At 68.9% G+C, this 22,895-nt stretch carries 22 protein-coding genes and 1 tRNA gene; 15 read left to right on the top strand and 8 right to left on the bottom strand.

The window, feature by feature from the left end; translation table 11 throughout:
- Window positions 1–60: 60 nt before the first annotated feature.
- Both ACZ60E_RS14365 and ACZ60E_RS14360 read right to left on the bottom strand, forming a co-directional pair.
- Entirely contained in the window at window positions 61–528 is a 468-nt protein-coding gene (locus tag ACZ60E_RS14365) for a RidA family protein (RefSeq protein ID WP_384801474.1), read from the bottom strand.
- Window positions 525–686, bottom strand: a complete 162-nt coding sequence (locus ACZ60E_RS14360; RefSeq protein ID WP_107018142.1) for a DUF4177 domain-containing protein — start codon at window positions 684–686, stop codon at window positions 525–527. The genes ACZ60E_RS14365 and ACZ60E_RS14360 overlap by 4 nt, the downstream gene beginning before the upstream one ends.
- Before the next feature lie 197 nt (window positions 687–883).
- Between ACZ60E_RS14360 and bagA the strand changes: the two genes are divergently transcribed.
- Both bagA and bagB read left to right on the top strand, forming a co-directional pair.
- Window positions 884–1,861: an ATPase BagA gene (gene bagA / locus ACZ60E_RS14355; RefSeq protein ID WP_384801471.1), complete on the top strand. Its 978-nt coding sequence runs from the start codon at window positions 884–886 to the stop codon at window positions 1,859–1,861.
- A complete protein-coding gene (bagB, locus tag ACZ60E_RS14350) occupies window positions 1,858–3,363 on the top strand; it encodes an ATPase BagB (protein WP_469440403.1) in 1,506 nt (501 codons plus the stop codon). Before bagA ends, bagB begins: the two co-directional genes overlap by 4 nt.
- Before the next feature lie 297 nt (window positions 3,364–3,660).
- On the opposite strand, the gene wblA is transcribed toward bagB, so the two are convergent.
- Window positions 3,661–3,999: a transcriptional regulator WblA gene (gene wblA, locus ACZ60E_RS14345; protein ID WP_055515737.1), complete on the bottom strand. Its 339-nt coding sequence runs from the start codon at window positions 3,997–3,999 to the stop codon at window positions 3,661–3,663.
- Between the two features lie 408 nt (window positions 4,000–4,407).
- Between wblA and ACZ60E_RS14340 the strand changes: the two genes are divergently transcribed.
- Window positions 4,408–6,714 carry a transglycosylase domain-containing protein gene (locus ACZ60E_RS14340; RefSeq protein ID WP_469440402.1) on the top strand — a complete coding sequence of 769 codons (2,307 nt, stop codon included), beginning with the start codon at window positions 4,408–4,410 and terminating at the stop codon, window positions 6,712–6,714.
- 206 nt (window positions 6,715–6,920) lie between these two features.
- Here ACZ60E_RS14340 and ACZ60E_RS14335 read toward each other — a convergent pair whose 3' ends face one another.
- Window positions 6,921–7,385, bottom strand: coding sequence for a GatB/YqeY domain-containing protein (locus ACZ60E_RS14335; RefSeq protein WP_384801462.1), 465 nt, complete (start codon window positions 7,383–7,385; stop codon window positions 6,921–6,923).
- 187 nt (window positions 7,386–7,572) lie between these two features.
- On the opposite strand from ACZ60E_RS14335, the gene ACZ60E_RS14330 reads away from it, so the two are divergent.
- The 4 genes from ACZ60E_RS14330 (at window position 7,573) to ACZ60E_RS14315 (ending at window position 11,523) form a co-directional block, all read left to right on the top strand.
- Complete coding sequence (locus tag ACZ60E_RS14330; protein WP_384801459.1) at window positions 7,573–8,511, top strand: metallophosphoesterase; 939 nt, start codon at window positions 7,573–7,575, stop codon at window positions 8,509–8,511.
- 204 nt (window positions 8,512–8,715) lie between these two features.
- Entirely contained in the window at window positions 8,716–9,522 is an 807-nt protein-coding gene (locus tag ACZ60E_RS14325) for a Pr6Pr family membrane protein (RefSeq protein ID WP_453792462.1), read from the top strand.
- Window positions 9,523–9,572: 50 nt separating this feature from the next.
- Window positions 9,573–9,646 (top strand) — tRNA-Pro (locus ACZ60E_RS14320).
- Window positions 9,647–10,227: 581 nt separating this feature from the next.
- Window positions 10,228–11,523: a hypothetical protein gene (locus ACZ60E_RS14315; RefSeq protein WP_469440400.1), complete on the top strand. Its 1,296-nt coding sequence runs from the start codon at window positions 10,228–10,230 to the stop codon at window positions 11,521–11,523.
- Here the strand turns inward: ACZ60E_RS14315 and ACZ60E_RS14310 are convergent.
- Window positions 11,453–12,295 (bottom strand): PE-PGRS family protein, encoded by an 843-nt coding sequence (locus tag ACZ60E_RS14310; RefSeq protein WP_469440399.1) that lies wholly within the window; start codon window positions 12,293–12,295, stop codon window positions 11,453–11,455. The two genes, ACZ60E_RS14315 and ACZ60E_RS14310, sit on opposite strands and share 71 nt — an antisense overlap.
- A 131-nt stretch (window positions 12,296–12,426) precedes the next feature.
- On the opposite strand from ACZ60E_RS14310, the gene ACZ60E_RS14305 reads away from it, so the two are divergent.
- The 3 genes from ACZ60E_RS14305 to ACZ60E_RS14295 all read left to right on the top strand — a co-directional run bounded on the left by ACZ60E_RS14305 (window position 12,427) and on the right by ACZ60E_RS14295 (window position 14,398).
- Window positions 12,427–12,912, top strand: a complete 486-nt coding sequence (locus tag ACZ60E_RS14305) for a hypothetical protein (RefSeq protein ID WP_469440398.1) — start codon at window positions 12,427–12,429, stop codon at window positions 12,910–12,912.
- Window positions 12,913–13,023: 111 nt separating this feature from the next.
- Complete coding sequence (locus ACZ60E_RS14300; protein ID WP_469440397.1) at window positions 13,024–13,932, top strand: TIR domain-containing protein; 909 nt, start codon at window positions 13,024–13,026, stop codon at window positions 13,930–13,932.
- Window position 13,933: 1 nt separating this feature from the next.
- Entirely contained in the window at window positions 13,934–14,398 is a 465-nt protein-coding gene (locus ACZ60E_RS14295) for a hypothetical protein (protein WP_469440396.1), read from the top strand.
- A gap of 82 nt (window positions 14,399–14,480) precedes the next feature.
- Here the strand turns inward: ACZ60E_RS14295 and ACZ60E_RS14290 are convergent, their stop codons facing one another.
- The 3 genes from ACZ60E_RS14290 to ACZ60E_RS14280 form a co-directional block, all read right to left on the bottom strand.
- Window positions 14,481–16,013 (bottom strand): LacI family DNA-binding transcriptional regulator, encoded by a 1,533-nt coding sequence (locus ACZ60E_RS14290; protein WP_469440395.1) that lies wholly within the window; start codon window positions 16,011–16,013, stop codon window positions 14,481–14,483.
- 25 nt (window positions 16,014–16,038) lie between these two features.
- A complete protein-coding gene (locus ACZ60E_RS14285) occupies window positions 16,039–16,410 on the bottom strand; it encodes a helix-turn-helix domain-containing protein (RefSeq protein ID WP_469440394.1) in 372 nt (123 codons plus the stop codon).
- Window positions 16,411–16,537: 127 nt separating this feature from the next.
- Window positions 16,538–17,092, bottom strand: a complete 555-nt coding sequence (locus ACZ60E_RS14280) for a helix-turn-helix domain-containing protein (protein WP_398567855.1) — start codon at window positions 17,090–17,092, stop codon at window positions 16,538–16,540.
- Window positions 17,093–17,355: 263 nt separating this feature from the next.
- Between ACZ60E_RS14280 and ACZ60E_RS14275 the strand changes: the two genes are divergently transcribed.
- From ACZ60E_RS14275 to ACZ60E_RS14255, 5 genes are all read left to right on the top strand, one after another.
- Complete coding sequence (locus ACZ60E_RS14275; protein ID WP_469440393.1) at window positions 17,356–18,879, top strand: DnaB-like helicase N-terminal domain-containing protein; 1,524 nt, start codon at window positions 17,356–17,358, stop codon at window positions 18,877–18,879.
- A 250-nt stretch (window positions 18,880–19,129) separates the two neighbouring features.
- Complete coding sequence (locus ACZ60E_RS14270) at window positions 19,130–19,264, top strand: hypothetical protein (RefSeq protein WP_469440392.1); 135 nt, start codon at window positions 19,130–19,132, stop codon at window positions 19,262–19,264.
- A complete protein-coding gene (locus ACZ60E_RS14265; RefSeq protein ID WP_469440391.1) occupies window positions 19,261–20,214 on the top strand; it encodes a DUF2637 domain-containing protein in 954 nt (317 codons plus the stop codon). The genes ACZ60E_RS14270 and ACZ60E_RS14265 overlap by 4 nt, the downstream gene beginning before the upstream one ends.
- Before the next feature lie 437 nt (window positions 20,215–20,651).
- The gene (locus ACZ60E_RS14260) at window positions 20,652–20,963 is read left to right on the top strand and encodes a mobilization protein (protein WP_469440390.1); all 312 of its coding nucleotides are present in this window, start codon (window positions 20,652–20,654) and stop codon (window positions 20,961–20,963) included.
- Window positions 20,960–22,678, top strand: coding sequence for a relaxase/mobilization nuclease domain-containing protein (locus ACZ60E_RS14255; protein ID WP_469440389.1), 1,719 nt, complete (start codon window positions 20,960–20,962; stop codon window positions 22,676–22,678). The genes ACZ60E_RS14260 and ACZ60E_RS14255 overlap by 4 nt, the downstream gene beginning before the upstream one ends.
- Window positions 22,679–22,895 lie beyond the last annotated feature (217 nt).

Genomic DNA, 22,895 nt, shown 5'->3' with positions numbered 1-22,895 from the left:
GGAGGCTATCCCGGAGTGAGCTGATGTTCGAGAGACAACGATCGCTCCTTACGGAGAGGCCTACGCCTCCGTCAGCTCCACCTGGATCTCGACCTCCACGGGCGCGTCGAGCGGCAGCACCGCCACGCCGACGGCGCTGCGCGCGTGCACGCCCTTGTCGCCGAGAACCTCGCCCAGCAGCTCGCTCGCGCCGTTCAGGACGGCGGGCTGGCCGGTGAAGTCGGCCGCCGAGGCGACGAAGCCGACGACCTTCACCACGCGCGCGATGCGGTCGAGGTCACCCGCGACCGACTTGACCGCCGCGAGGGCGTTCAGCGCGCAGGTGCGGGCCAGTTCCTTGGCCTCCTCCGGGGTGACCTCCGCGCCCACCTTGCCGGTGAGCGGAAGCTTGCCGTCCACCATCGGGAGCTGGCCGGCCGTGTACACGTACACGCCCGACTGCACGGCGGGCTGGTACGCGGCCAGGGGCGGCACGACGCCCGGCAGGGTCAGTCCCAGTTCGGCCAGTTTCGCCTCGACAGCGCTCACGCGGCCCGCTCCCGCTTCAGGTAGGCGACGAGCTGCTCGGGGTTGTTCGGCCCGGGCACGACCTGGACGAGCTCCCAGCCGTCCTCGCCCCAGGTGTCCAGAATCTGCTTCGTGGCGTGGACGAGCAGAGGCACGGTTGCGTATTCCCACTTGGTCATGGGGGCGACTGTATCCGCTGGCGCGGGCCGCCCTTCCTGGACCTCCGTCCGCCGCCGGCCGGTGCAGGGGCGCTGCGGGGCCGATGCGGGGGTGTCGGGCGGGCCGATGACTGGGCAGGGCGCTCCCTGGGCACCCGTATGCGAAGCAGGGCCCCCACGGCCACCGCACCATCCAGTGAGGAATTAGGCTCGAAGACGTGAGCAGGCTTCAGGTCGTCAGCGGCAAGGGCGGTACCGGAAAGACCACGGTCGCCGCAGCACTCGCGCTCGCCCTCGCGACCGAGGGCAAGCGTGCCCTTCTGGTCGAGGTCGAGGGCAGACAGGGCATCGCGCAGCTCTTCGAGACGCAGGCGCTGCCCTACGAGGAGCGGAAGATCGCCGTCGCTCCCGGTGGCGGGGAGGTGTACGCACTCGCCATCGACCCCGAGCTGGCCCTTCTGGACTACCTCCAGATGTTCTACAAGCTCGGCGGCGCGGGACGCGCCCTGAAGAAACTGGGCGCCATCGACTTCGCGACCACCATCGCGCCGGGCCTGCGGGACGTGCTCCTGACGGGCAAGGCCTGTGAGGCCGTACGCCGCAAGGACAAGCGCGGGCGGTTCGCGTACGACTACGTGGTGATGGACGCGCCGCCGACCGGGCGGATCACCCGCTTCCTGAACGTGAACGACGAGGTGGCCGGGCTCGCCAAGATCGGCCCGATACACAATCAGGCGCAGGCCGTGATGAGGGTGCTCAAGTCGCCCGAGACCGCCGTGCACCTGGTGACGCTCCTGGAGGAGATGCCCGTCCAGGAGACCGCCGACGGCATCGCGGAGCTGCGGGCCGCGCGGCTGCCGGTGGGGCGGACCATCGTGAACATGGTGCGGCCCGCGATCCTGGACGAGGCCGACCTGGAGCTGGCGCGCAGGGCGCCGCGCACGGCCGTCGCGAAGTCGCTGTCGGCCGCCGGACTCGGCGGTGCGCGGCGCGGCGGGGTCGCCGAGCGCCTGGTGGAGCCGCTGCTGACCCAGGCGGACGAGTACGCCGAGCGGTACGCGCTGGAGCGCGAGCAGCGTGCGGTGCTCCAGGGCCTGGAGTTGCCGCTGCACGAACTCCCGTTGCTCGCCGAGGGAATGGACCTCGCGGGCCTGTACGAACTCGCCAAGGAACTGCGTCAGCAAGGGATCTCATGAGTCAGGACCCGGCCCGCGCAAACGATTCTTCCCGCGAACGTGCACGCGAAGGCGAGCCCGCCGCCCGGCGGGCGTCCGGCCCCTCCCGTGCGATCGACACCGCGGCCGCGTCCTCGGCCGTCCTGGGGGTCGACGCGCTGATCGACGACCCCGGGACCCGCATCGTGGTCTGCTGCGGTTCGGGCGGCGTCGGCAAGACCACCACCGCGGCGGCGCTGGGGCTGCGGGCCGCCGAGCGCGGTCGCAAGGTGGTCGTCCTGACCATCGACCCGGCCCGCAGGCTCGCCCAGTCGATGGGCATCGACGCGCTCGACAACACCCCGCGCCGGGTGAAGGGCATCGACGACTCCGCGAACGGCGAGCTGCACGCGATGATGCTCGACATGAAGCGCACCTTCGACGAGATCGTCGAGGCGCACGCGGACCGCGAGCGGGCCGCCACGATCCTGAACAACCCCTTCTACCAGTCGCTCTCCGCCGGCTTCGCGGGCACGCAGGAGTACATGGCGATGGAGAAGCTGGGGCAGCTGAGGGCGCGCGAGGAGTGGGACCTCATCGTCGTCGACACGCCGCCCTCGCGCTCGGCCCTCGACTTCTTGGACGCCCCGAAGCGGCTCGGCTCGTTCCTGGACGGAAAGCTGATCCGGCTGCTGACCGCGCCGGCGAAGCTGGGCGGCCGGGCCGGGATGAAGTTCCTGAACGTCGGGATGTCGATGATGACCGGCACTCTGGGCAAGCTGCTGGGCGGGCAGCTCCTCAAGGACGTACAGACGTTCGTGGCCGCCATGGACACCACCTTCGGCGGCTTCCGTACGCGCGCGGACGCCACGTACAAGCTGCTCCAGGCGCCCGGTACGGCGTTCCTGGTCGTCGCGGCCCCGGAGCGGGACGCGCTGCGCGAGGCGGCGTACTTCGTGGAACGGCTGGCCGCGGAGGAGATGCCGCTCGCCGGTCTGGTGCTGAACAGGGTCCACGGCAGCGGTGCCACCCAGCTGTCGGCGGAGCGCGCACTCGCCGCCGCGGAAAATCTTGTCGAGGCCCGCATTGTGGATCAGGTGGGCGGGAAAGCTGGACTTCGTAACTCTCCCGACACGTACGGCAGTTCAGAACCACCCGCTACCGAAACCGCCGTTCCCGAGGCTCCCTCCTCCGACGCAGGCTCCCCCGCCGCGGACCGGACCAGTGCCGACGGAGCCGGAACGGACGAGGACTCCAGCAAGGCCGCCCCCGGCACGGAGGACCACAGCGCCGAGGACAGCGACGACCGCAGCACGGAAGGCCGCACAGTCGAACAACTCACCGCAGGCCTGCTGAGGCTGCACGCCGAACGTATGCAACTGCTCTCCCGCGAGCAGCGCACACGCGATCGCTTCGCCGCGCTCCACCCCGAGGTGGCGGTGGCCGAAGTGGCCGCGTTGCCCGGTGATGTGCACGACCTCGCGGGGCTGCGGCACATCGGGGACCGGCTCGCGGCCGACACGCCGCCGGCCGAAGCTTCGTGAACCCGAAGAGCTTCGTGAACCCGGGGAACGCCTGCCCCTGGGAATGGTTGCTCGGCCCCTGAGCCCGAGGCCCGCTTCCTGAGCCTTTCGGGGTCACGGGGCGACCCGGTGGGACCTACGCCGCCGTCGTACAGGTCGCCGTAGGTCACGTATGTCAGGTCACGTATGTCGGATCACGTATGTCACGTACGCCGTCGTAAGGGGGTCATGCGGACGTCACTCGTACCTCCGAGGACGCCACTCGCACCTCTGGCGCATACGGAACCGCTGCGAGTCCGCTGCGTGCGCGGAACCCGGTCAGCCCACCGCTGCGTAGTTCTCGTACACCTCTTCCTCGTCGAGAGGCAGGATTCCCGCCCCCCGCTCGTACTCGGTACGCGCGGTTTCGAGCAGCCTGCGCCAAGAGGTGACGGTCGGTCGCCTGCGCAGCAGTGCGCGGCGCTCCCGCTCCGTCATCCCTCCCCACACGCCGAACTCGACGCGGTTGTCCAACGCGTCGGCCAGGCACTCCGTGCGCACCGGGCATCCGGTGCACACTGCCTTCGCCCGGTTCTGCGCTGCTCCTTGAACGAACAGTTCATCCGGATCGGTAGTGCGGCAGGCCGCCTGCGCACTCCAGTCGGTTACCCAGCCCATACCGGCGCCGTCCTCTCCCGAATCGAGGCTCCCCCACGGCGGCAGCGGCATATTCACCGCCACCAGTTCAGGACGTTACGGAAGGTGGGCACAGTCAACCAGCCCCTTCGGGCCCAATCTTGAATGGCCCGAATGGACTATGGGTACGCGACAGATCACCCAACGGAGTGACCCGACGACATACGTGACTTTCCCGGCGAAGCGGGGCAGTTGAGGTGTGTCACAACGGGCACCAGGTGACACATGAGGCGGATTCGGGCACGTCCTCAACAAAAAAGTCGAGTGTCGACCGAACCGAACAGGGGTCGCCGGACGTATTGATACGTGGTCCTACTGCTGTGACAGTTGAGAGCAGCTTAGGCCAATGCCTATACGCGTGTCCGGCGATTGAGAACGTAGGCTGCCCTCATGCCAAAGAAGCGCTCGGGCGGTGGTCTGTCTCCCACGCAGCAGGCCGCCAAGTTCCTCGGTGTCAGTGTGCTCGCGGGGGCCGTCATGGCCGGGATCGCGGTGCCGGCGTTCGGTGCGCTCGGCCTCGCGGCCAAGGGTTCGGTCGAGGGGTTCGACGAGATCCCGGCCAACCTGAAGCGGCCACCGCTGAGCCAGCGCACCACGATCCTGGACAACCAGGGCGGCCAGATCGCCACGGTCTACTCGCGTGACCGCACGGTGGTCGACCTCAAGGACATCTCGCCGTACATGCAGAAGGCGATCGTCGCGATCGAGGACGCGCGGTTCTACGAGCACGGCGCGGTCGACCTCAAGGGTGTCCTGCGCGCGCTCAACAAGAACGCGCAGAGCGGCAACGTCTCGGAGGGCGCCTCGACGCTCACCCAGCAGTACGTGAAGAACGTCTTCGTGGAGGAGGCCGGCGACGACCCGACGAAGGTCGCGCAGGCCACCCAGCAGACCCTCGGCCGCAAGGTCCGCGAGCTGAAGTTCGCGATCCAGGTCGAGGAGGAGCTGGGCAAGAAGAAGATCCTTGAGAACTACCTGAACATCACGTTCTTCGGGCAGCAGGCCTACGGCGTGGAGGCGGCGGCCCAGCGTTACTTCTCCAAGTCCGCCAAGGACCTGGAGGTCCAGGAGGCCGCGCTGCTGGCGGGCATCGTCCAGTCGCCGACCCGGTACGACCCGGTCAACGACGAGGCCGAGGCCACCAAGCGGCGCAACGTGGTGCTGCAGCGCATGGCCGAGGTGCACGACATCTCGCAGGCGGAGGCCACCGCCGCCAAGAAGAAGCCGCTCGGCCTGAAGGTCAGCAAGCCGAACAACGGCTGCATCACGGCCGTCAAGGACTCCAGCTTCTTCTGCGACTACGTGCGTGAGGTGTTCCTGACCGACCCGGTCTTCGGCAAGACCCAGAAGGCCCGGGCCAAGGTCTGGAACCAGGGCGGTCTGACGATCCGCACGACGCTCGACCCGCAGGCTCAGAAATCGGTCCAGACCTCGCTCAAGGACCACGTCAACAAGTCGGACAAGGTCGCGGCGGCATCGACACTGGTCGAGCCCGGCTCCGGCAAGATCCTGGCAATGGGCCAGTCGAAGCCGTACGGCTACGGCAAGAACGAGACCGAGATCAACTACTCGGTCGACCAGAAGATGGGCGGCTCGAACTTCGGCTTCCCGACCGGTTCGACGTTCAAGCCGTTCCTGGCCGCGGCGGCCCTGGAGGGCGGCAAGCCGGCCACGCAGTCCTATCCGGCGCCGTACGAGATGCCGTATCCCGACAGCGTCCAGGCGTGCGGCGGGAAGACCTGGCGCAACAGCGAGAACGCGAAGGTCGAGAACGAGGACGAGGCCGAGGTCGGCCCGTACCCGCTGAAGAAAGCCATGGCGCTCTCGGTCAACACCTACTTCGTGCAGATGCTCGAAGACATCGGGATGTGCCCGGTGGTGGAGATGACCGACAAGCTGGGCGTGGTGCAGGGCAACGGCACCAAGCTGCCCGAGCAGCCCTCGTCGATGACCCTCGGTTCCACCGGTATCTCGCCGCTGACGATGGCGAGCGCGTACGCCGCCTTCGCCAACCGGGGCGAGTACTGCACGCCGATCGCGATCGCGTCGATCAGCCAGAAGCTCGGCGGTGAGAAGAAGTCCCTGTCGGTTCCGAAGTCCTCGTGCTCGCGCGCGATGTCGGAGACCACCGCGGACACGATCAACACACTGCTCAGCGGAGTGGTCGACTCCGGTACGGGCCAGCAGGCCGGTCTCACCGACCGCGCCAACGCCGGCAAGACCGGTACGACGGACTTCCGCAAGAACGCCTGGTTCGTCGGCTACACGCCGAACCTGTCCGGCGCGGTCTGGGTCGGCAGCGCCACCCAGAAGGTCAAGATGGTCAACATCACCATCGGCGGGACGTGGCACGAGAAGGTCTTCGGCGGCGCGGTACCAGGGCCCATCTGGAAGGACGCCATGACCGGCGCCCTGTCCGGCAAGGACTCCCCCGGCTTCAACCTCGTCGACATCCCCGACCCCGAGAAGGACCGGGACAAGGACCGCGACCGGGACCGCGGCGACGACAACAACGGCGACCACAACGGGAACGGCAACGGGGAGAACCGGGGAAATGACAACGGGGGCGGCACCGACGGTGGCCAGCCCCAGATCCCCACGCCGACCTTCTCCATCCCCGACGACTGGACGATCGGCGGGAACGACGGCGGCAACGACCGCGGGAACGGGAACGGTGGCGGCGGCAACTGGCCGTAGCCCGGCCTGACTTCCGACCGGCTGCTTGTACGCCTGTCTGCTGGTACGCCGATGGGGGCGCCCCTTGTTGCAAGGGGCGCCCCCATCGGCGTACGGCTGCGGGTGGGCCTTTTGCTGCGACTGCGGCGCGGATGCGGCTGCCGTGCGGCTGCGGCTGCGGCTGCGGCCGATTGGAGTGCCCGGGGGCCGGTCGCGGGGTCCGGGGCTCAGCCCGCGAGGCGCTTCTTGACCTCCGCGGCGACCCGGCCGCCCTCCGCCAGGCCGGCCACCTTCGGGTTCACGATCTTCATGACCTGACCCATGGCCCGCGGGCCCTCCGCGCCGGCCGCCTTCGCCTCCTCGACCGCCTGCGCGACGATCTGCTGCAGCTCGTCGTCGGAGAGCTGCTTGGGCAGGTACTCGGCGAGGACCTCGCCCTCCGCCTTCTCGCGCTCGGCCGACTCGGCACGGCCGCCCTGCGCGAAGGCGTCGGCCGCCTCGCGGCGCTTCTTCGCCTCCTTGGCGATCACCTTCTGCACCTCGTCGTCGGAGAGTTCGCGCTTCTGCGTACCCGCGACCTCCTCCTTCTGGACGGCGGCGAGGGTCAGCCGGAGCGTCGAGGAACGGAGCTCGTCGCGCCCCTTGATCGCGGCGTTGAGGTCTGCCTGCAGCTTCGACTTGAGCGTGGTCATGGGGCCGATTGTCGCAGGTGTGGTGCGGCGGACGCCCATGGATTTCGGCGGGCGGCTCCCGCAGGCCGTCGGTGGACCGCCCAGGGGCCGTCCCCGGGCCACCCATGGACCGTCCGTGGACCGTCCCTGGTCCGCCCCTGGGCCGTCCGTGGGGTTCGGGGCGTCCAGGGTCTGACACGATGGACGTATGCGCGCGCGATACGGAGTACCACTGGGAATCGCGGCGGCTGGTGCCGCCGGTCTGCTCTACTCGGCGGGGTTCGAAGCCCGCTCGTTCAGACTGCGGCGGGTGACGGTCCCGGTGCTGCCCCCCGGGATGCGACCGCTGCGCGTGCTCCAGGTCTCCGACATCCACATGGTGAGCGGGCAGCGGAAGAAGCAGCGCTGGCTGCGCTCGCTGGCCGGGCTGCGCCCCGACTTCGTCATCAACACCGGGGACAACCTCTCGGACCCCGAGGGCGTACCCGAGGTCATGGACGCCCTCGGCCCCCTGATGGAGTTCCCCGGCGCGTACGTCTTCGGCTCGAACGACTACTTCGGGCCCACGCTGCGCAACCCCGCCCGCTATCTGTTCGAGAAGACGCAGGGCCGGCACGGGCTGAACGGCAACGCGCCCGCCGTCAACGTCGTCCACAACCCGTGGGAGGAGCTGCGCGACGGCTTCGACGCGGCGGGCTGGCTGAACCTGACGAACGTCCGGGGCTCGCTGAAGATCGACGGCTTCGAGATCGAGCTGACCGGGCTCGACGACCCGCACGTCAAGCGCGACCGGTACGCGCGCGTGGCCGGCGGCCCGTCCGACGCGGCCGACCTCTCCCTGGGCATCGTGCACGCGCCGTACCTGCGCGCGCTGGACGCCTTCACCGCGGACGGCTACCCGCTGATCCTGGCGGGCCACACGCACGGCGGGCAGCTGTGCATCCCCTTCTACGGCGCCCTGGTCACCAACTGCGACCTGGACACCGACCGGGTGAAGGGCCTGTCCACGTACACGGAGGCGGAGTCGGGCCGGACGTCGTACATGCACGTGTCGGCGGGCTGCGGGACGAGCAGGTACACCCCGGTGCGCTTCGCCTGTCCCCCGGAGGCGACGCTGCTGACGCTTACGGGGGTGGGGGGCGCGTAGGGGGCTGGGGTTCAGCTGGGCGGGGTTCGGCTGGGTGGCGTCGCTGGGCGGGGCCGTGTGGCTGGGCCGGGGTCCGGCTGGGCGGCGTCCCTGAACGGGTTTCGGATGGCCGGCCGGGAGAGGCCGGGAGAGCCCCGGACCCTCCCCCACCCATCCGGTTCAATCCACCGCGCCCCTTTTACCCACCCCTCCTAGCGTGAGGGGATGACCACCCCCATACCTGCGGACATCCCGGACATACCCAGGATCCCCGGCATAGCCGCCAGCGCCGCCGCCTCCGCCGTCCCCATCGTGCCCGCGTACGCGGTGGTCCCGCGCGTACGCCGTCCCCTGGTCGCCGCCTTCCGCCTGCTCGTCGCCCTGGCGGCGGCCGCGGGCGTGGCGCTCGATCTGCTCCTGGGCTCCCCGCTGCGCGTCCTGAGCTACGCCACGATCCTGAGCAGCATCCTGGTGACCGCGGTGTTCACCGTCTCGGCCTGGCGGGCATGGAAGGCCCGCCACCCGCTGCGGCCGTCCGTCACCGCCAGCACCTTGCTGTACGCGGTCGGGACGGGCCTGGTCTACCACCTGATCCTGGCCGACGACGCGACCGCCTTCTCCATGACGAGCGACGGCTCGGCGCTCACGGGCTGGCACGCGGTCACGAACCAGCTGCTGCACACGGTGGTCCCGGTGGCGGTCGCGCTGGACTGGCTCCTGCTGACCCGCCCGGGGGCACTGCGTCTGCACAGCGCGGCCACCTGGCTGATCCTCCCGGTCGCGTACCTGGCGTACACCGTCACCCGGGGCCTGCTCCTCCCCCAGGGCACGCCGGCCCGCTACCGGTACCCCTTCCTCGACGTGTCCGAGCACGGCTACGTCGAGGTCCTGGGCAACGTCACGATCCTGGGCCTCGCCTGCTACGCCCTGGCCGTCCTCCTCGTCGCCCTGGACCACATCAGGCCCGGCCCACGCCGCCACCGCGCCCCCGAAAACCGGATTTCGTCTCAGCCCACCGGTGGGCTAAAGTAAACGACGTCGCCACGGCACACACCACGCAAGTGGCTCGCCGCCAGCGACATCGGGGTGTAGCGCAGCTTGGCAGCGCGCTTCGTTCGGGACGAAGAGGTCGTGGGTTCAAATCCCGCCACCCCGACAGCCAAAACAGCAGGTCAGGCCCGGTTCTGAGAGATCAGAACCGGGCCTGATTTGCTTTGTGGCCCTGTTTTGGGAGCCATCTGGGAGCCAACTCGGTGTGATCTTCGAGATCCGGCTCCCGGCGGCTCCCCGAGGAGCGGCCTTCTGCCCCCTCTCGGCGCGGGCGTACGCATAGCGCCCCGAATGATTCACTGCACGGCTTGTGCCGAGCAGACCTGAGACGGTACGACGATCGCCATGCACCCTTGGTCTCCGTTAAATGACCGGCAGCTCGCACTCCTCACCCGCATCGGGGCCGGAACCGACCCCGTCACGTCGGACAGCCCCGAGCTCGCCGTCACGGCTCGCGCGCTCAGGGACCGGGGCTTGGTGACCATGCCCCGGAAGAAGGGGAGGTGCCAGGCGGAGATCACTGACGCCGGGCACTTCTATCTGGAGCACGGGCATCATCCCGACCGTCCGGAGTTGGCTCCACGCGAGCCTCGCGTGGCGGCGTCTGAAGCCGGGGAGACGGTTGCTTCGGGTCCGTCACAGGATGTCGATCCTCCGACCGAGGCGAAGCCCGCTCCGAAACGGGCTGTGAAACCCCCGCGCCCGTCGCCGGCGGCCGTCGGGCCGACGCTCATCGCGCAGGTGCAGGAGGCCGGACGATTCCTTCGGATCCCGAACCCCAGCGAGGCGGAACGGGCTCGGTATCGCAGGGCGTTCGACGCGGCGCGGCAGTGCGCTCCGGAGGGGTACCACCTGAAGTACAGCGGGCGGGCGAAGGGCGACTTCTTCCTCGGCCTGCTCCGGGTGACCGGTGAGGACGACACCGAGTGGAACCGGATCCGCTTGGCGCGCAGCCGTGTGATCACCGACGTCGAGGACGTGCTCGCCGCGGTCACCAAGGACCACAGCGCCTTCGAGATCTCCGAGGAGGTCCTGCCGAGGGTGCTCGCGCTGATCCGGCTCCTCGCCGATCAGGCGCTCGCGCGGTACGGCGAGATCGCAGTGTCCAAGAAGCGCAGGCAGCCGAGGCCGCTGCTCACTGTCCACGGTAGGACGTACGAGGTCGGCTTCCGTGAGCGGCAGAAGCAGGTCCGGTACGTCCCCAAGCAGCCGGGCCGACGTACGTACGACTGGCAGCGGGTCACGCCGGCCCACAAGTCCGAGCCGTCCGGCGAACTGGAGCTGCTGGTCAGCGAGAACTCGGGCTACAGCTACAACTACGGCTGGAAGAAGGAATGGACCGACACGGCCAAGAAGCCGTTGGAGGAGCAGATCGCCTCAATCTTCCGGGCGTTGAAGGCACGCGCGGAGGAGCAGGAGCAGGCCCGGCTAGAACGAGAGGCGGAGCAACGGCGTCTCCGCGAGGAGCGGGAGCGCCAGGAGGCCGAGCGCCGACGACTGGCGGAGGAACGGGAGGAGCGCGAGCGGCGGGAGTGGGAGGCCGCGGTAAGTGCGGCTTCGGTGCAGGCGGTTCACGCGGTACGGGCCGAGCATTTCGGCACGGCCCTGGAGCAGTGGCGGGCCGCCGGTGAGATCCGGGCCTTCTGTGCCGCGCTGGATGACGTCGCCGCCGCATCGGAGGACGCCCTCGAAGCTGAGAGGCTGCGCGAGTGGTCGGCTTGGGGGAACACAGAGGCCGATCAGCTCGACCCCACGACGAATGGCAAGGGTCTGGCCGCCCGTGACTTCAACGTGGAGCCGACGAAGAAGCAGCTGCGACCGTTCCTCGACGGCTGGCGGCCGGACCGGCCGGAGAAGGAGCCTCCGCCTCAGCCAACGCCTCCCAAGCCGGAGCCGGACTCGTGGCGCGGCGTCATCGACGCACGTCAGGATCAAGGGTGGCGATATGGACGCCTAGGTCGCGCTCAATGGTGGAGGCGATGACGCCGTGCCCTCGGTCGCGTAGAGCCTTGACCGCCTTCTCAACGAGTTCTCCGAGCCGGATGACCTCGGCGCGCAGGGCGACCAACTCGTCGTAGCGGTCGGCCTTGTCCTCGCCGCACCAGGCCCGGACGGTTCGCAGGACAGCCGACTCCGCGTCCAGCTTCCGGTCGTCCCGGCGGCTGTAGGAGTACCAGGAGGACTGGGCGCGCTCCTGCTCGATGCCCTGCTGCTTGCGGTCCACCTCCGGAAGGATCTCGTCGGCGAGGCGGCCGGCGACCTGGCGGGCGACGCGCTCGGTGACCGGCCATCCGGCCAAGCACATGCCGTGGCGGTTCTCGTAGACCATGGCGTCGCCGCGGAGTTCGGCTGCGTCCATGCCGATGAGCGGTGCCGTCTCGTCGAGGCGGCTCAGCTCCAGGACCCCGGCATCGGCCACCGTTCGGCGCAGGCGGAGCCTGTTCTTCGGGCGGACGAAGCCGAGGATCATGCGGGCGGCCTCGAAATCCGTACTGCCCCGGACCTCCCTCGACGCCTCGGCCAGCGCCAGCTCCGCCGTGTCATCCGCTCTGAAGGCGTCAACGTCATTCCAGGAGGCCATCAGGCAGCTGGGACTCACCCACTCCTGCAGGCCAGCTTCATCACCATCCAGGAACCGCACATGAATGTTCCCTGATCTTCCAGAACCGCGGACCCGGACAATCTCGACCTGGCGCACCGCGCCACCCAGTCCCTTCGGCGTGGCCCGATACGCCCAACGCTCCCCGGTCTCCATACGTCCATTGAGCCAGGTCGACGGCACCGCCACGCACCAATCAACAGATCCGAGGTATGTCTGATTTCCGCCGTCCACCGACAGCAAACCTGAGAGAGGATCACGGTCAGCTTCTCCCAGGGGGATCTCACATGACGGATCAGCACAACCGCACCTGCGGGCGCCCGACCCGCTCCGGGAACCCATGCAAGGTCCGGATATCGGGCTCGGACGTGGCGTGCGGCACGCATGCGACGGAGCAGGACAAAGCCGTGGCCGAGGCTCACCGACGCGGGTGGAGCGAAGGCTACAAGTCCGGCAGCGAGAGCAGCGCAAGCTACTCCAGATCCCGGATCGAGCGGTTGGAACAGCGCGTCAAAGAGCTTGAGGAGCAGCTGGACGACGTGAAGCGCGTTTACGAGATCGGTGGCCACCAGGTCGTGGACGTCGGCGGATACGCCTACCGCTGGCGCGGGAGCACACTTGAGGTCGGCGACCGGGTGCTGCTGCCGGAAAACTACGTGAGTCGCATGAAGAACGGACCCGGCCCCACCCTGGGCGTTGTGAGCAAGCTCGGCACCACCTATCGGGGGCCTCTGTCCGACATCGTCAGTCGGGCGCCAGCGGCGGATGGGTAAGAGAACCTTGAGCACCGTGGCCGTGGAGAGCTCGTCAGCTGAGTCCGTTGTCAGACCCTGCCGCTAACGTCGAGTGGCACAGGTCTCTCGTACATCAGCAGGGAGCAAGGCATGCCAACCACAACAGAAGACGGGCGTGGGGTAGATCGCCGAAGAGTGTTCGTGATCCACGGACGCAACGATCGGGCGCGCCGGGGACTGTTCGAGTTCCTACGGGCCATCGGGCTCGACCCGATCGAGTGGTCGGAAGCAGGCCGCATGACGGGAAAGGGCTCCCCGTACATCGGCGAGATCCTCGATGCGGCATTCGGCAGCGCCCAAGCAGTCGTCGTCCTGCAGACCCCGGACGATGTCACCTACCTGCACGAGAGCCTGACTCACCCCGGCGATCCAGAGTGCAACCCGCAGATGCAGCCGCGCCCGAACGTGCTCTTCGAAGCCGGCATGGCCATGGGCCGCGACGCGGACCGCACTGTGATCGTGGAACTCGGACAGGTGAAGGTCTTCAGCGACATCCACGGTCGGCATGTCGTCCGCCTCGACAACAGCGTCAAGAAGCGGCAGGACCTCGCGACCCGCCTGGAAACCGCAGGGTGTGCTGTCCGTCTGACAGGGACGGACTGGCACGAGGCCGGCGACCTGACTCCACCGGTTCCCCCGGGCGGGGGGCTTCCGATGGGCCGGAAACTGCCGTCATCGCAGGCGGCAGGCACGCCCCAGCTGAAGGCCCGGTACATCGACAATGGGCGCAACAAGATCGATGCTGTCGAGATCATCAACCACGGTCCCGGCGACGTGTACGAGCTAGACGTCGACGCTGATGCCAAGGTTGGGCTCATCACGCGAAATGCCGATGAATTTCCTGTCCCGAAGCTGCCCGAAGGCAAGTCCGTGCGCGTGGGGCGCATGTCGTCGGACTCTCTCGCGTCACGCTCAAACTCGTACTTCACCATCACCATCACTGCCAAAACCGTCGATGGGACACCAATCGAGATCGAAGAGTTCGTGAGCGGAGCGTGACATGGACATCCAGTTGACCTTTCCCCTGGATCACGACGGGTTCCTCCGACGGGAATGCCCCCACTGCGTACGACAGTTCAAGTGGCATCACGGTCCAGCGAACGAGGAGGCCGAGGAGCAGTCCGCCCCGGCGGCCTACTACTGCCCCCTGTGCGGGCAGCCCGCTGGAATGGACTCCTGGTGGACACAGGAGCAACTCGAATACGCCCAAGGCATGGCTCTTCCCGCAGCCACGCAAGAGTTCGAGCAGGGGCTACGGGACGCGTTCAAGGGCGCCAGCAGCAAGCACGTGAGGTTCGACTTCAAAGGCGGCATCGACGCACCGGACGTACCGACTCCACTCACCGAGCCTGATGACATGGTCATCGTGACGTCCCCCTGCCACTCGTACGAGCCGATAAAGGTCCCTGAAGAAGGGTCGGGCCCGTATCACTGCCTCGTTTGCGGTCAAGCCTTCGCCGTCTGATCCCCGGCCGTCGAAATGGCTGTCGCACGGAGGAAGTACCTGTGCCCCGCACGGTGATCGCGAGGCACAGGTGTCGCACCGTTCATCCAGGCGTCGCCAGGCTGCGGGCCTCCCTGCGTGCACGCAGGAGTTCACTGAGTACGCGCACTGGTGACGTGGGGCTCATCGCCAGGCGAGTGTCGAGCGCCGTCTCCCACTGCTTGTTCAGTCCGCGCATGAGGCGCTCGCGCATGCCGGGGGTGACATGGGCATAGCGCGCCGAGACGGAGCCATCGATGTGGCCCATGCGTTCGTCCATGAGGACCTTCTCGGTGCCGAGGTCCTCCATCACGGTCCGGTGGGTGTGGCGAAGGCCGTGGGGTGTGAGGCCCTTGGCGATGGGAAGCCAGCAGGCGTCGGCCCGGTCACTGGCGCCGCGCCCTCGGGCCGGGACGCCTGGCCACGGCTCGCCGAGCAGCGGTACGGGGCGAGCTTCCTGCGGTGCCTTCTTCGGGTACCAGCCGGAGACCGCCGGGGTGAACAGCCACGTCGCGAAGCCGTTTCGACGCCAGTGGGCTGCGTGCTTCGGCACCACACCGCCCCGCACGAACCCCAGGTCCGCGATGGCCTGCTCCACCCTCGCCCGCTTGGCGTCGGTGACGCGGTCGGGGTGGTTGAGGACGTTGGAGACCGTGCCCGTGGAGACTTCAGCACGGCGTGCGACGTCGACGAGCTTGGCGCCCTGATGGCCGCCGGTACGGGCCGCGCCCTGGCCCCGGAAGACGTAGGTCTTGCCGTGACACGGACAGGGTTTCGGCTTCGTGCGGGCGACGTGGTTGGCGACCAGGGCCGACAGCCAGCCCATCACGTCGATGGTGCGGTAGCTGTCGTCCTTGGGCGGACAGCGCACCAGCTCGCCGGTGTCGAGTTCGTACAGCTGCCACTCGACGCGGACGGAGCCGCGGCGGGCGAACTCCGTCTCCAGGCCGACGATTTCGCCCCAGCGCATGCCGGTGTAGCCCTTGAGGACGACGGCAACGAACTCGTCGTCACGGCCGGAGAGCAGGGCGGCGCGCTCTGCGGTCAGCAGGATGCCGAGCGGGTCGGTGACGACCTTCTCCGGACCACGGTCACGGGAACGGCCGGCGCGCTTGCCGCGTCCTCGCCGTCGGGCGGCTGGGTTCGAGGTCAACAGGCCCTCGTCGATCGCGTCCTCGAAGATCAGGTGGAGCGTCGAGCGCCAGGTCTTGACGCTGGACGCCGCGTAGGCGGCCTTCTCCTTCTTCTCCCACAGGTCGACGTCCGTGCGCAGGATGCCGGCGAGCGCCTTGTCCTCGAAGTCGGGAAGCAGGTGCTCCTCGATGTGGCGCTTGTAGTTCTGCATGGTCGAAGCAGCCAGGTCCTGGGCCTCGTACCAGCGGTTGGCGTACTCGCCGAAGGTCTCCTGGCCGAGTGCCGGGTCGCGCCAGTCACCGCGCCGATACTTGTTCTCGGCCTCGCTCGCGGCGCGCTGGGCCTCGCCCTTGGTGGCGAACCGGATCGCCTTGCCGTTGTCGTCGACCACCGTGAGGTGCTTGCCGGGCGCGGTCTTGTACCGGCCGCGCCAGTAGTTTCCGCGCTTCTCCGCGAAACCCACGTGTGCTTCCCCTCCCCTCGTCGCCCTAAGCAGCGGTCCCGAACTGGTTCTCGCGTGCGCGACGTGGGGACCGTGCGCGCAGGCGAGCCGTGGGTACGGCAGCCGGCGGGGAGAGCCGGGGAGTTGGCTGCTTGGGAGCGCGAGCCGCCGGGTGCTGTTGCGGCGAGGCGGGGCGGGTCTCGTTCATGCGGATGATCTCCGCGAGGTGCTCACCGGTGAAGCGGTAGGCGCGGCCTACGCGCGTGAAGGGGATGAGCCGTCGGCGGGCACGGTCCTTGACCCACCAGGCGGAGCAGCCGAGGACGGCGGCGACCTCCTCCGGGACGTAGAGGCGTAGGAAGGCGGCCTCCGAGTACGGAACTGACGTGGAGGCAGGGGGTATTGCGGATCGGCGCAAGGGGTGGGTCCTCTCCTGGCGGGCGTGGGTGCGGCAACACCGGACCGCCGGTTGATCACTGGGGATGGGTGAGGTGCCCGCCCTGGGGGTTTGCGGGCCCAGGACGGAGTGGAGAAAGGGGTGGAGGCTATGCCTCGCCGGAGGCTTCGGCCTCGTCTTGGCGCTTGGCGGACGGCGGTCCGTAAGCCTCCAGCAGATGCTTGGCGGAAGCCTCGGCCATGGCGTTGGAAACCATCACGTCCGCTTCCTCGCGGATGCCGGGATGTTCGGCGAGGTAGGCGTCCAGGGCGTCACGCGCCTGGGTGTAGGCGGCGTTGGCGCGCTGGGTCTCGCGAAACGCGTCCACGACGGCGTCGATGAGTTCCATGGCACGGGCCTGGGCGGCGAGTTGTGGTGGACCGACGAGGTTGCGCAGGTCCATGCCGAAGACCTCGGCAAAGCCGATGGCCTCGTCGAGGTTGATGCGCCGCTTGCCGTTCTCGATACGCCAGACCGCCGACGGATTCATCTCGAAGCCGGCCTCGTTCAGGCGATCGGACAGGGCATTGGTGCTCCAGCCGCGCGCCTCGCGCTCCAGCTTGATGCGCACAGCGACGTTCGCCTCGCCACTGAGCAGCACGCCCTGCGGGGCGTCGTCGTCTGCCACGACTACCTCCTTCCGTTCGGAGCAGGCCACTGCCATTTACAGCGACCCCTAAAGAGTAGCATCCATTCTGCGAGACGCAGAAAACTTCTGCGATCCGCAATTCGTGTGGCATGCTGATAGTCCCACCCCCATCAGCCCAAGGAGCCCGCGACCCACTCCACGTAGCGCCGCACGCAAAAAGCCCCCGGTTGTCACCGGGGGCCAAGCGCAAACCTCTCAACCGCCATCCCTAGCGATCGACCCGCGTGGCCGGGATTGCCGTCCCGTATGGCCCGCGAGCAGAGGAGCTGATACCCAGTATGACCGATGTCCAGCCGAATACGCCATCCCGCTCCATGGACTGGCACACGTCAGCACCGGACGAGCTCTCGCAGCCTTTCAACGTGGAGGCCGAACGCGCGGTGCTCGGCGCGTGCATGCACAACGGCGACGTCATCGACGCGGTACGGCCGATCCTGGGCGAGGACGCCTTCTACAGGCCCGCGCACGAGACGGTCTGGCGTGCGCTGCTCGCCCTGCACCGCGAGGGCAGACCGACCGATCCAATCGCCCTGACCGAGCTGCTCCAGCAGCAGGGGGACCTGCAGCGTGTCGGTGGCCACAGCTACCTGCACCAACTAGCCGGCGCGCTCTACGGCACCGGCAGCGCGGAGCACCATGCGGAAATCATCCGGCAGAAGGCCGACCTGCGCCGCCTGCTCGCCTCCGCCGTGCGGACCGTCCAGCGTGCCCAGGAGCCGGGCGCCGACCCTGACGAGATACGCAGCGAGATCGAAGCGGAGGTGCGCACCGAGCGCGAGCGTGCTCTCGCTTCGGGACAGGGCCGCCTGTCCCGCTTCGCCGTCGACGGGTGGGCCTTCGTCAAAGAGACCGGCGCCAGCGCCGAACCTCTGTGGGGAACGCGCGACAAGACGGTCTGGGCACCGGGCGAGAGCCTGATGATCGTCGGCGCTCCCGGGGTCGGCAAGACCACCCTGGCCCACCAGGTGGTCTTCGCCCGCCTCGGCCTGCAGGAAACGGTCCTGGAGATGCCGGTCGCCCCCAGCAGGCGGGTGCTCTACCTGGCCATGGACCGCCCGAAGCAGATCGCCAAAGCCATGGCCCGGCGGGTCTTCGACACCGACGAGAGGATCCTGCGCGACGGACTCGTCGTCTGGCAGGGCCCGCTGCCCGCCAGCCTGGACAAGGAGCCCGACCTTCTCGCCGATCTCGCCGCCGCCCACCGGGCCGACACCATCGTGATTGACAGCCTCAAGGACGCCGTAAGCACGATGGTCGACGACAGCCTCGCGGTCGCCTTCCACAACGCCCGCAATCGCGCCCTGCGAGGCGGTGTGGAGATCCTGGAGCTGCACCACCAGCGCAAGGCCACAGCCGACGCCCCGCGCGGCCAGCGCCCCAGCCTGGACCAGGTCTACGGCTCCACCTGGTACGTCTCCGGCGCGGGCAGCGTCCTGTTCGTCACCGGCAAGGCCGGCGACCCCGCCGTCACCCTGCACCACCTCAAGACCCCCACCGGGGAGATCGGTCCGCTGGACGTCACCCACGACCACGTGCGCGGCACCACCACGGTCGACCCCAGCAAGGACCCCGCCGTCCTGCTCCGCAACGCCCCGAACGGGCTGACCGCCCGCGAGCTCGCAGCCACCCTGATCGGCGGGGGCGACCCCGACCGCGCCGACGTGGAAAAGGCACGACGCCACCTGACCCGCCTCGTCGACAGCGGCCTGGCCAACAAGGCCGACGGGATCGCCGGAGGAGCCGGAGGCGGACAGCAGACCCGCTACTACGCCTCCGTACGCCACCTCACCGTCGTCGGCTGAACCCTCTCCCGGCCCGCGTGAAGCGATCACGCGACCGTACACGCGGACCTCACGCCCAGACGCCGCCGTGAACCGCTCACAGCGCACACGCTCCACGCAAAACCACAGGTCAAACGATCACGCGAGCGTCCACGCCGTACACGCGCCCAAGCGATCACGCGCGGGGCCCCCTCTAGAAGGGGGCCCGCGTGTACGCCCCCGCCGTGAACGCCCTCACTGCCTCACTACAAGCCCCCGCACCATCCCTGGAGTGCCTGCTTTGCCCTTCCCTGCCCCGATAGCCCCGGCTGCCGTGCGCGGCAGCCGCAGCATCCGCGCTGGCATCGTCCTGCTCCCGCTCGCTCCGGCGGCCGAGCACTCGCACCCGCTGGAGGTCGCCGCGTGAACCGAAAGGGACGCATCACCCTCGTCATCGGCCTGGTGGCCGTCGTCCTCATGGCCTTCCGGGTCTCGTGGAACGCTCTGTCCGACGTGGCCCGCGCCATCGGCGCCGACTCCACCGCCGCCCTGCTCTACCCGATCGTTGTCGACGGGCTGATGGCCCTCGCGCTGGTCGCCACGCTCGTGCTGACCGGTACCGACCGCAAGTTCGCGCTGCGGATCCTGGCGGCCTACACGATCGCCAGCCTCCTGTTGAACTACGTGCACGGCCTCCTTCCGGCCCTGCACACCACGCCGATCCAGCGGGGTCGACTGGCCGCCTGGAACCCAGCGAACTGGGCTCTTGTACTGCTGGCGACCTCGCTCCCGGTCGGGTCGATCTACTTCGGGTCGGACCTTGTGGCGAAGGTGCTGCACCACAACCGCGAGTCGGCCGACTCTGCCGAAGCAGCCTGTGCCCAGTCGGAGAGTCAGCAAGCTGACGAACCAGCCACACGGTCGAGGTCTGACCAGGCTGCATCGGTCCCCGAGCAGCTGACCGAGTCGCCCTCCATGAAGGTCGCCGGGGCATCCGTGCTGTGGCCAACTGAGGCCGACGAGTCGGTTGCCCTTCCCCGACCGCTCCGGTCGGCCACCGCGGCAAAGCCGACCGGAGCCGCTCCGCGTCGGGCAACCGGTCGGGTCCCCCCTACTGCCAAGTCGATGGCAGACCACACCCGCACCGACGCCGAAGTCCTCGACGAAGCCCGGCGCCTGACCGCCGACTGGAGCGACGACCGACTGAGCGCCGAGCGCCTACGCGTCGCACTACGAATCGGCCAGAAGCGCGCTCGCGCCCTGCGCGACCAACTGCAGGCCGAACGCACTGCCCAAGCCGCACCTCTCGACGGACTCGCCGAAGCCACCTCCCAGCGACAGACGGAGCTCGACACAACCCCCGTCGGCACCGCGTGACCCTCACGAACACACCGATCGCCTCATCCCTCCGGATCCCCCGTGCCCCACGCAGAACAGCGCACAGGGACCGGCACAGCGAAGCATCCGACACCAGCACCCCAACGGAGAACCGATCCATGCACGATCCTCACCACGAAACCCCCTCCTCCCCGCAGGGGATAACCACCACCCTGACCCCAGACAGCACAGCAAGTTGGGGCGGAAGCGTAGCTTCCACCGACCCCGCCCCCAGAGGGGCGAGGGGTGACCTGCACCGGGAGGCGCAAGTCTCGGCGTCGACCGAGGGCGGATCGAAGCCGGGGCAGGAGGAGAAGCCGACCGAGCGCCGCAGTCGCCGCGAGCGCGCCGACCGTGCCCGTCAGCGTCCGCGTCAGCCACGTGAGAAGAAGCGCCTGCACCAGCCAAATGCGCGCTTCAACGACGACGAGTTCGCCGTGATCAGGTCCGCCGCCGCCCGCTGCAACCTGTCCGTCGCCGGCTTCCTCGCCCGCTCCGCCCTCGCTGCTGCCCGTGATCTCGATCGCACCAGCGCGGAGATAGCCGACGAGCGGGAAGTGATCACCGTCCTGTTCGACAGCCGTCGCAAGCTCGGCTGGGCCGGCAGCAACCTCAACCAGGCCGTCAAGGCCCTCAACGCCGGTGCCGAGGACACCCCGCAGTTATGGACGGCCATCAGTGCCGTGCTGCGCGCCGCCGACACCGTCAACGAAGCCTGCACCCGACTGATCGAGCGGCACGCTTCGTGATTCCCCGTGTTCACGCACCTGGCTCCCGGACGATCGGCCTGCTCACCTATCTCTACGGTCCCGGCAAGCGCGAGGAGCACACCGACCCTCACCTCGTCGCCTCTTTCGACGGCATGTCCCCCGACCCGGGCCGCGACCCCAACGCCACGCTCAAGGACCTGCAGACCCTCCTCGACCAGCCCGTCCAGGCACTGCCCGGGCACGCCCGCCCCGCCAAGCACGTCTGGCACACCTCCGTGCGCGCGACCGCGGACGACCGGACACTCAGCGACGAGGAATGGGAGCAGATCGCTCGGCGCGTCGTGGCCGCCACCGGCATCGACCCCGGCGACGGTCGGCCCGGGTGCCGCTGGGCCGCCGTGCGCCACGCGGATGACCACATCCACATCATCGCCACCCTGGTCTGCGAGGACGGCAGCCGACCCGACGACTACCGCTCCGGCAAACGCGCCCAGGCCGAATGCCGCCTGATCGAGAAGGAGTACGGCCTGCACCAGGTCACGCCCGGCGACGGTACCGCCGCCCAGCGGCCCACCAGCGCCGAGCGCCACAAAGCCGAACGCATGGGCCGAGAACGCACCGCGCGGGAGGAACTGCGCGAGACGGTACGCCGGGCTGCGGCCGGCACGAAGAGCGAAGAGGAGTTCTTCGACCGGCTGGCCGCCGCCGGCCTGCTCATCCGCAAACGGGCCGCGCCCTCCGGAGACCTGCTCGGCTACAAGGTCGCCCTGCCCGACGACCGCAACAAGGACAGCCAGCCTGTCTTCTACCCCGGCGCACGTCTCGCGCCGGACCTGTCCCTCCCCCGCATCCGAGAACGCTGGACCACCGGCGCCGTCGTCCAGGACACTGCCAGCGTCCCGACCGAGCCGGCTGACCGCGCGACACCGCTCACCGCAGCTGCCGCCCGCCGATACACCGCCTCCACCGTCTGGCAGGCAGTCCTGGTCATCGAGCACGGCAAGGACACGGTGGTCGCCGGACACATCACCGCAGCCGGTGAAGTCCTGGACGCACTGGCGCAGACATCCGCCGCCCACACCCGCCACGCACTGCGCGACGCAGCCCGCGCGTTCGAGCGGGCCTCGCGCTCTCACATCCGCGCCGAGCGCGGACACGACCGCGCCCTGCACCAGGCCGCCCGCGACCTCGTCCACGGCGGACCCGCCCTCGGCCGCGGTGAAGACGGCGCGACGACAGCGATGGTGATCGACATGCTGTTTTTCCTCATCACCGCGGCCGGCCACTGGCACGCCAAGAAGGGCCACCACCAGCAAGCAGCCGCAGCACACCAAACTGCAAAGCACCTGCGCGCCGCCTACCAGAGGGCTGCCGCCCAACCTCTCGACGCCCTGTACCGACACGGCCGGCTTCTGGGCCGCGCCCGGCTGCGCCAACAGAGCATGGTGGTACACGAGGCGGTGCCGGAACTGGCGGAGCGAATTCTTGCCGAGCCAGGCTGGTACGCCCTGGCCGCCACTCTCGCCGATGCTGAAGCCGTCGGCTACAACCCGGCAGCCCTCCTGATCGACGCCACGGCACGACGAGAACTCGGCACGGCGGACTCCATCAGCGACGTACTCGTATGGCGACTACGCCGGGTCGCGGAGCTGCCCGCCAGCACAAGCGTCGTCGCCCCTGACGTCCCCATCACACCGGCACCGCTAGCCTGGCCGGACCGACGAGCTCCTCGAAGGTTGGGACATCAACCATGACCTACGCTGCCGCCTGACCAAGGCGCCTACGCCACTGTATCGGCCGTCGCAACAAGATCCACCGGACGCACGGACGCACCTGGTCCACGCCCGAACCGGGTTGCCGTCAACGCAAAAGCCAGAGGCCCCGCAGGTTCCTTCACAGGGCCTTTGGTCTGCTGTGCACTCGGCAGGATTCGAACCTGCAACCTTCTGATCCGTAGGATCGGGCAACACG

It is taken from the genome of Streptomyces sp. NPDC102514 (assembly GCF_055584525.1).
The sequence above is the reverse complement of the archived record's forward strand: the minus strand, read 5'-3'. Positions and strand labels throughout refer to the sequence as shown.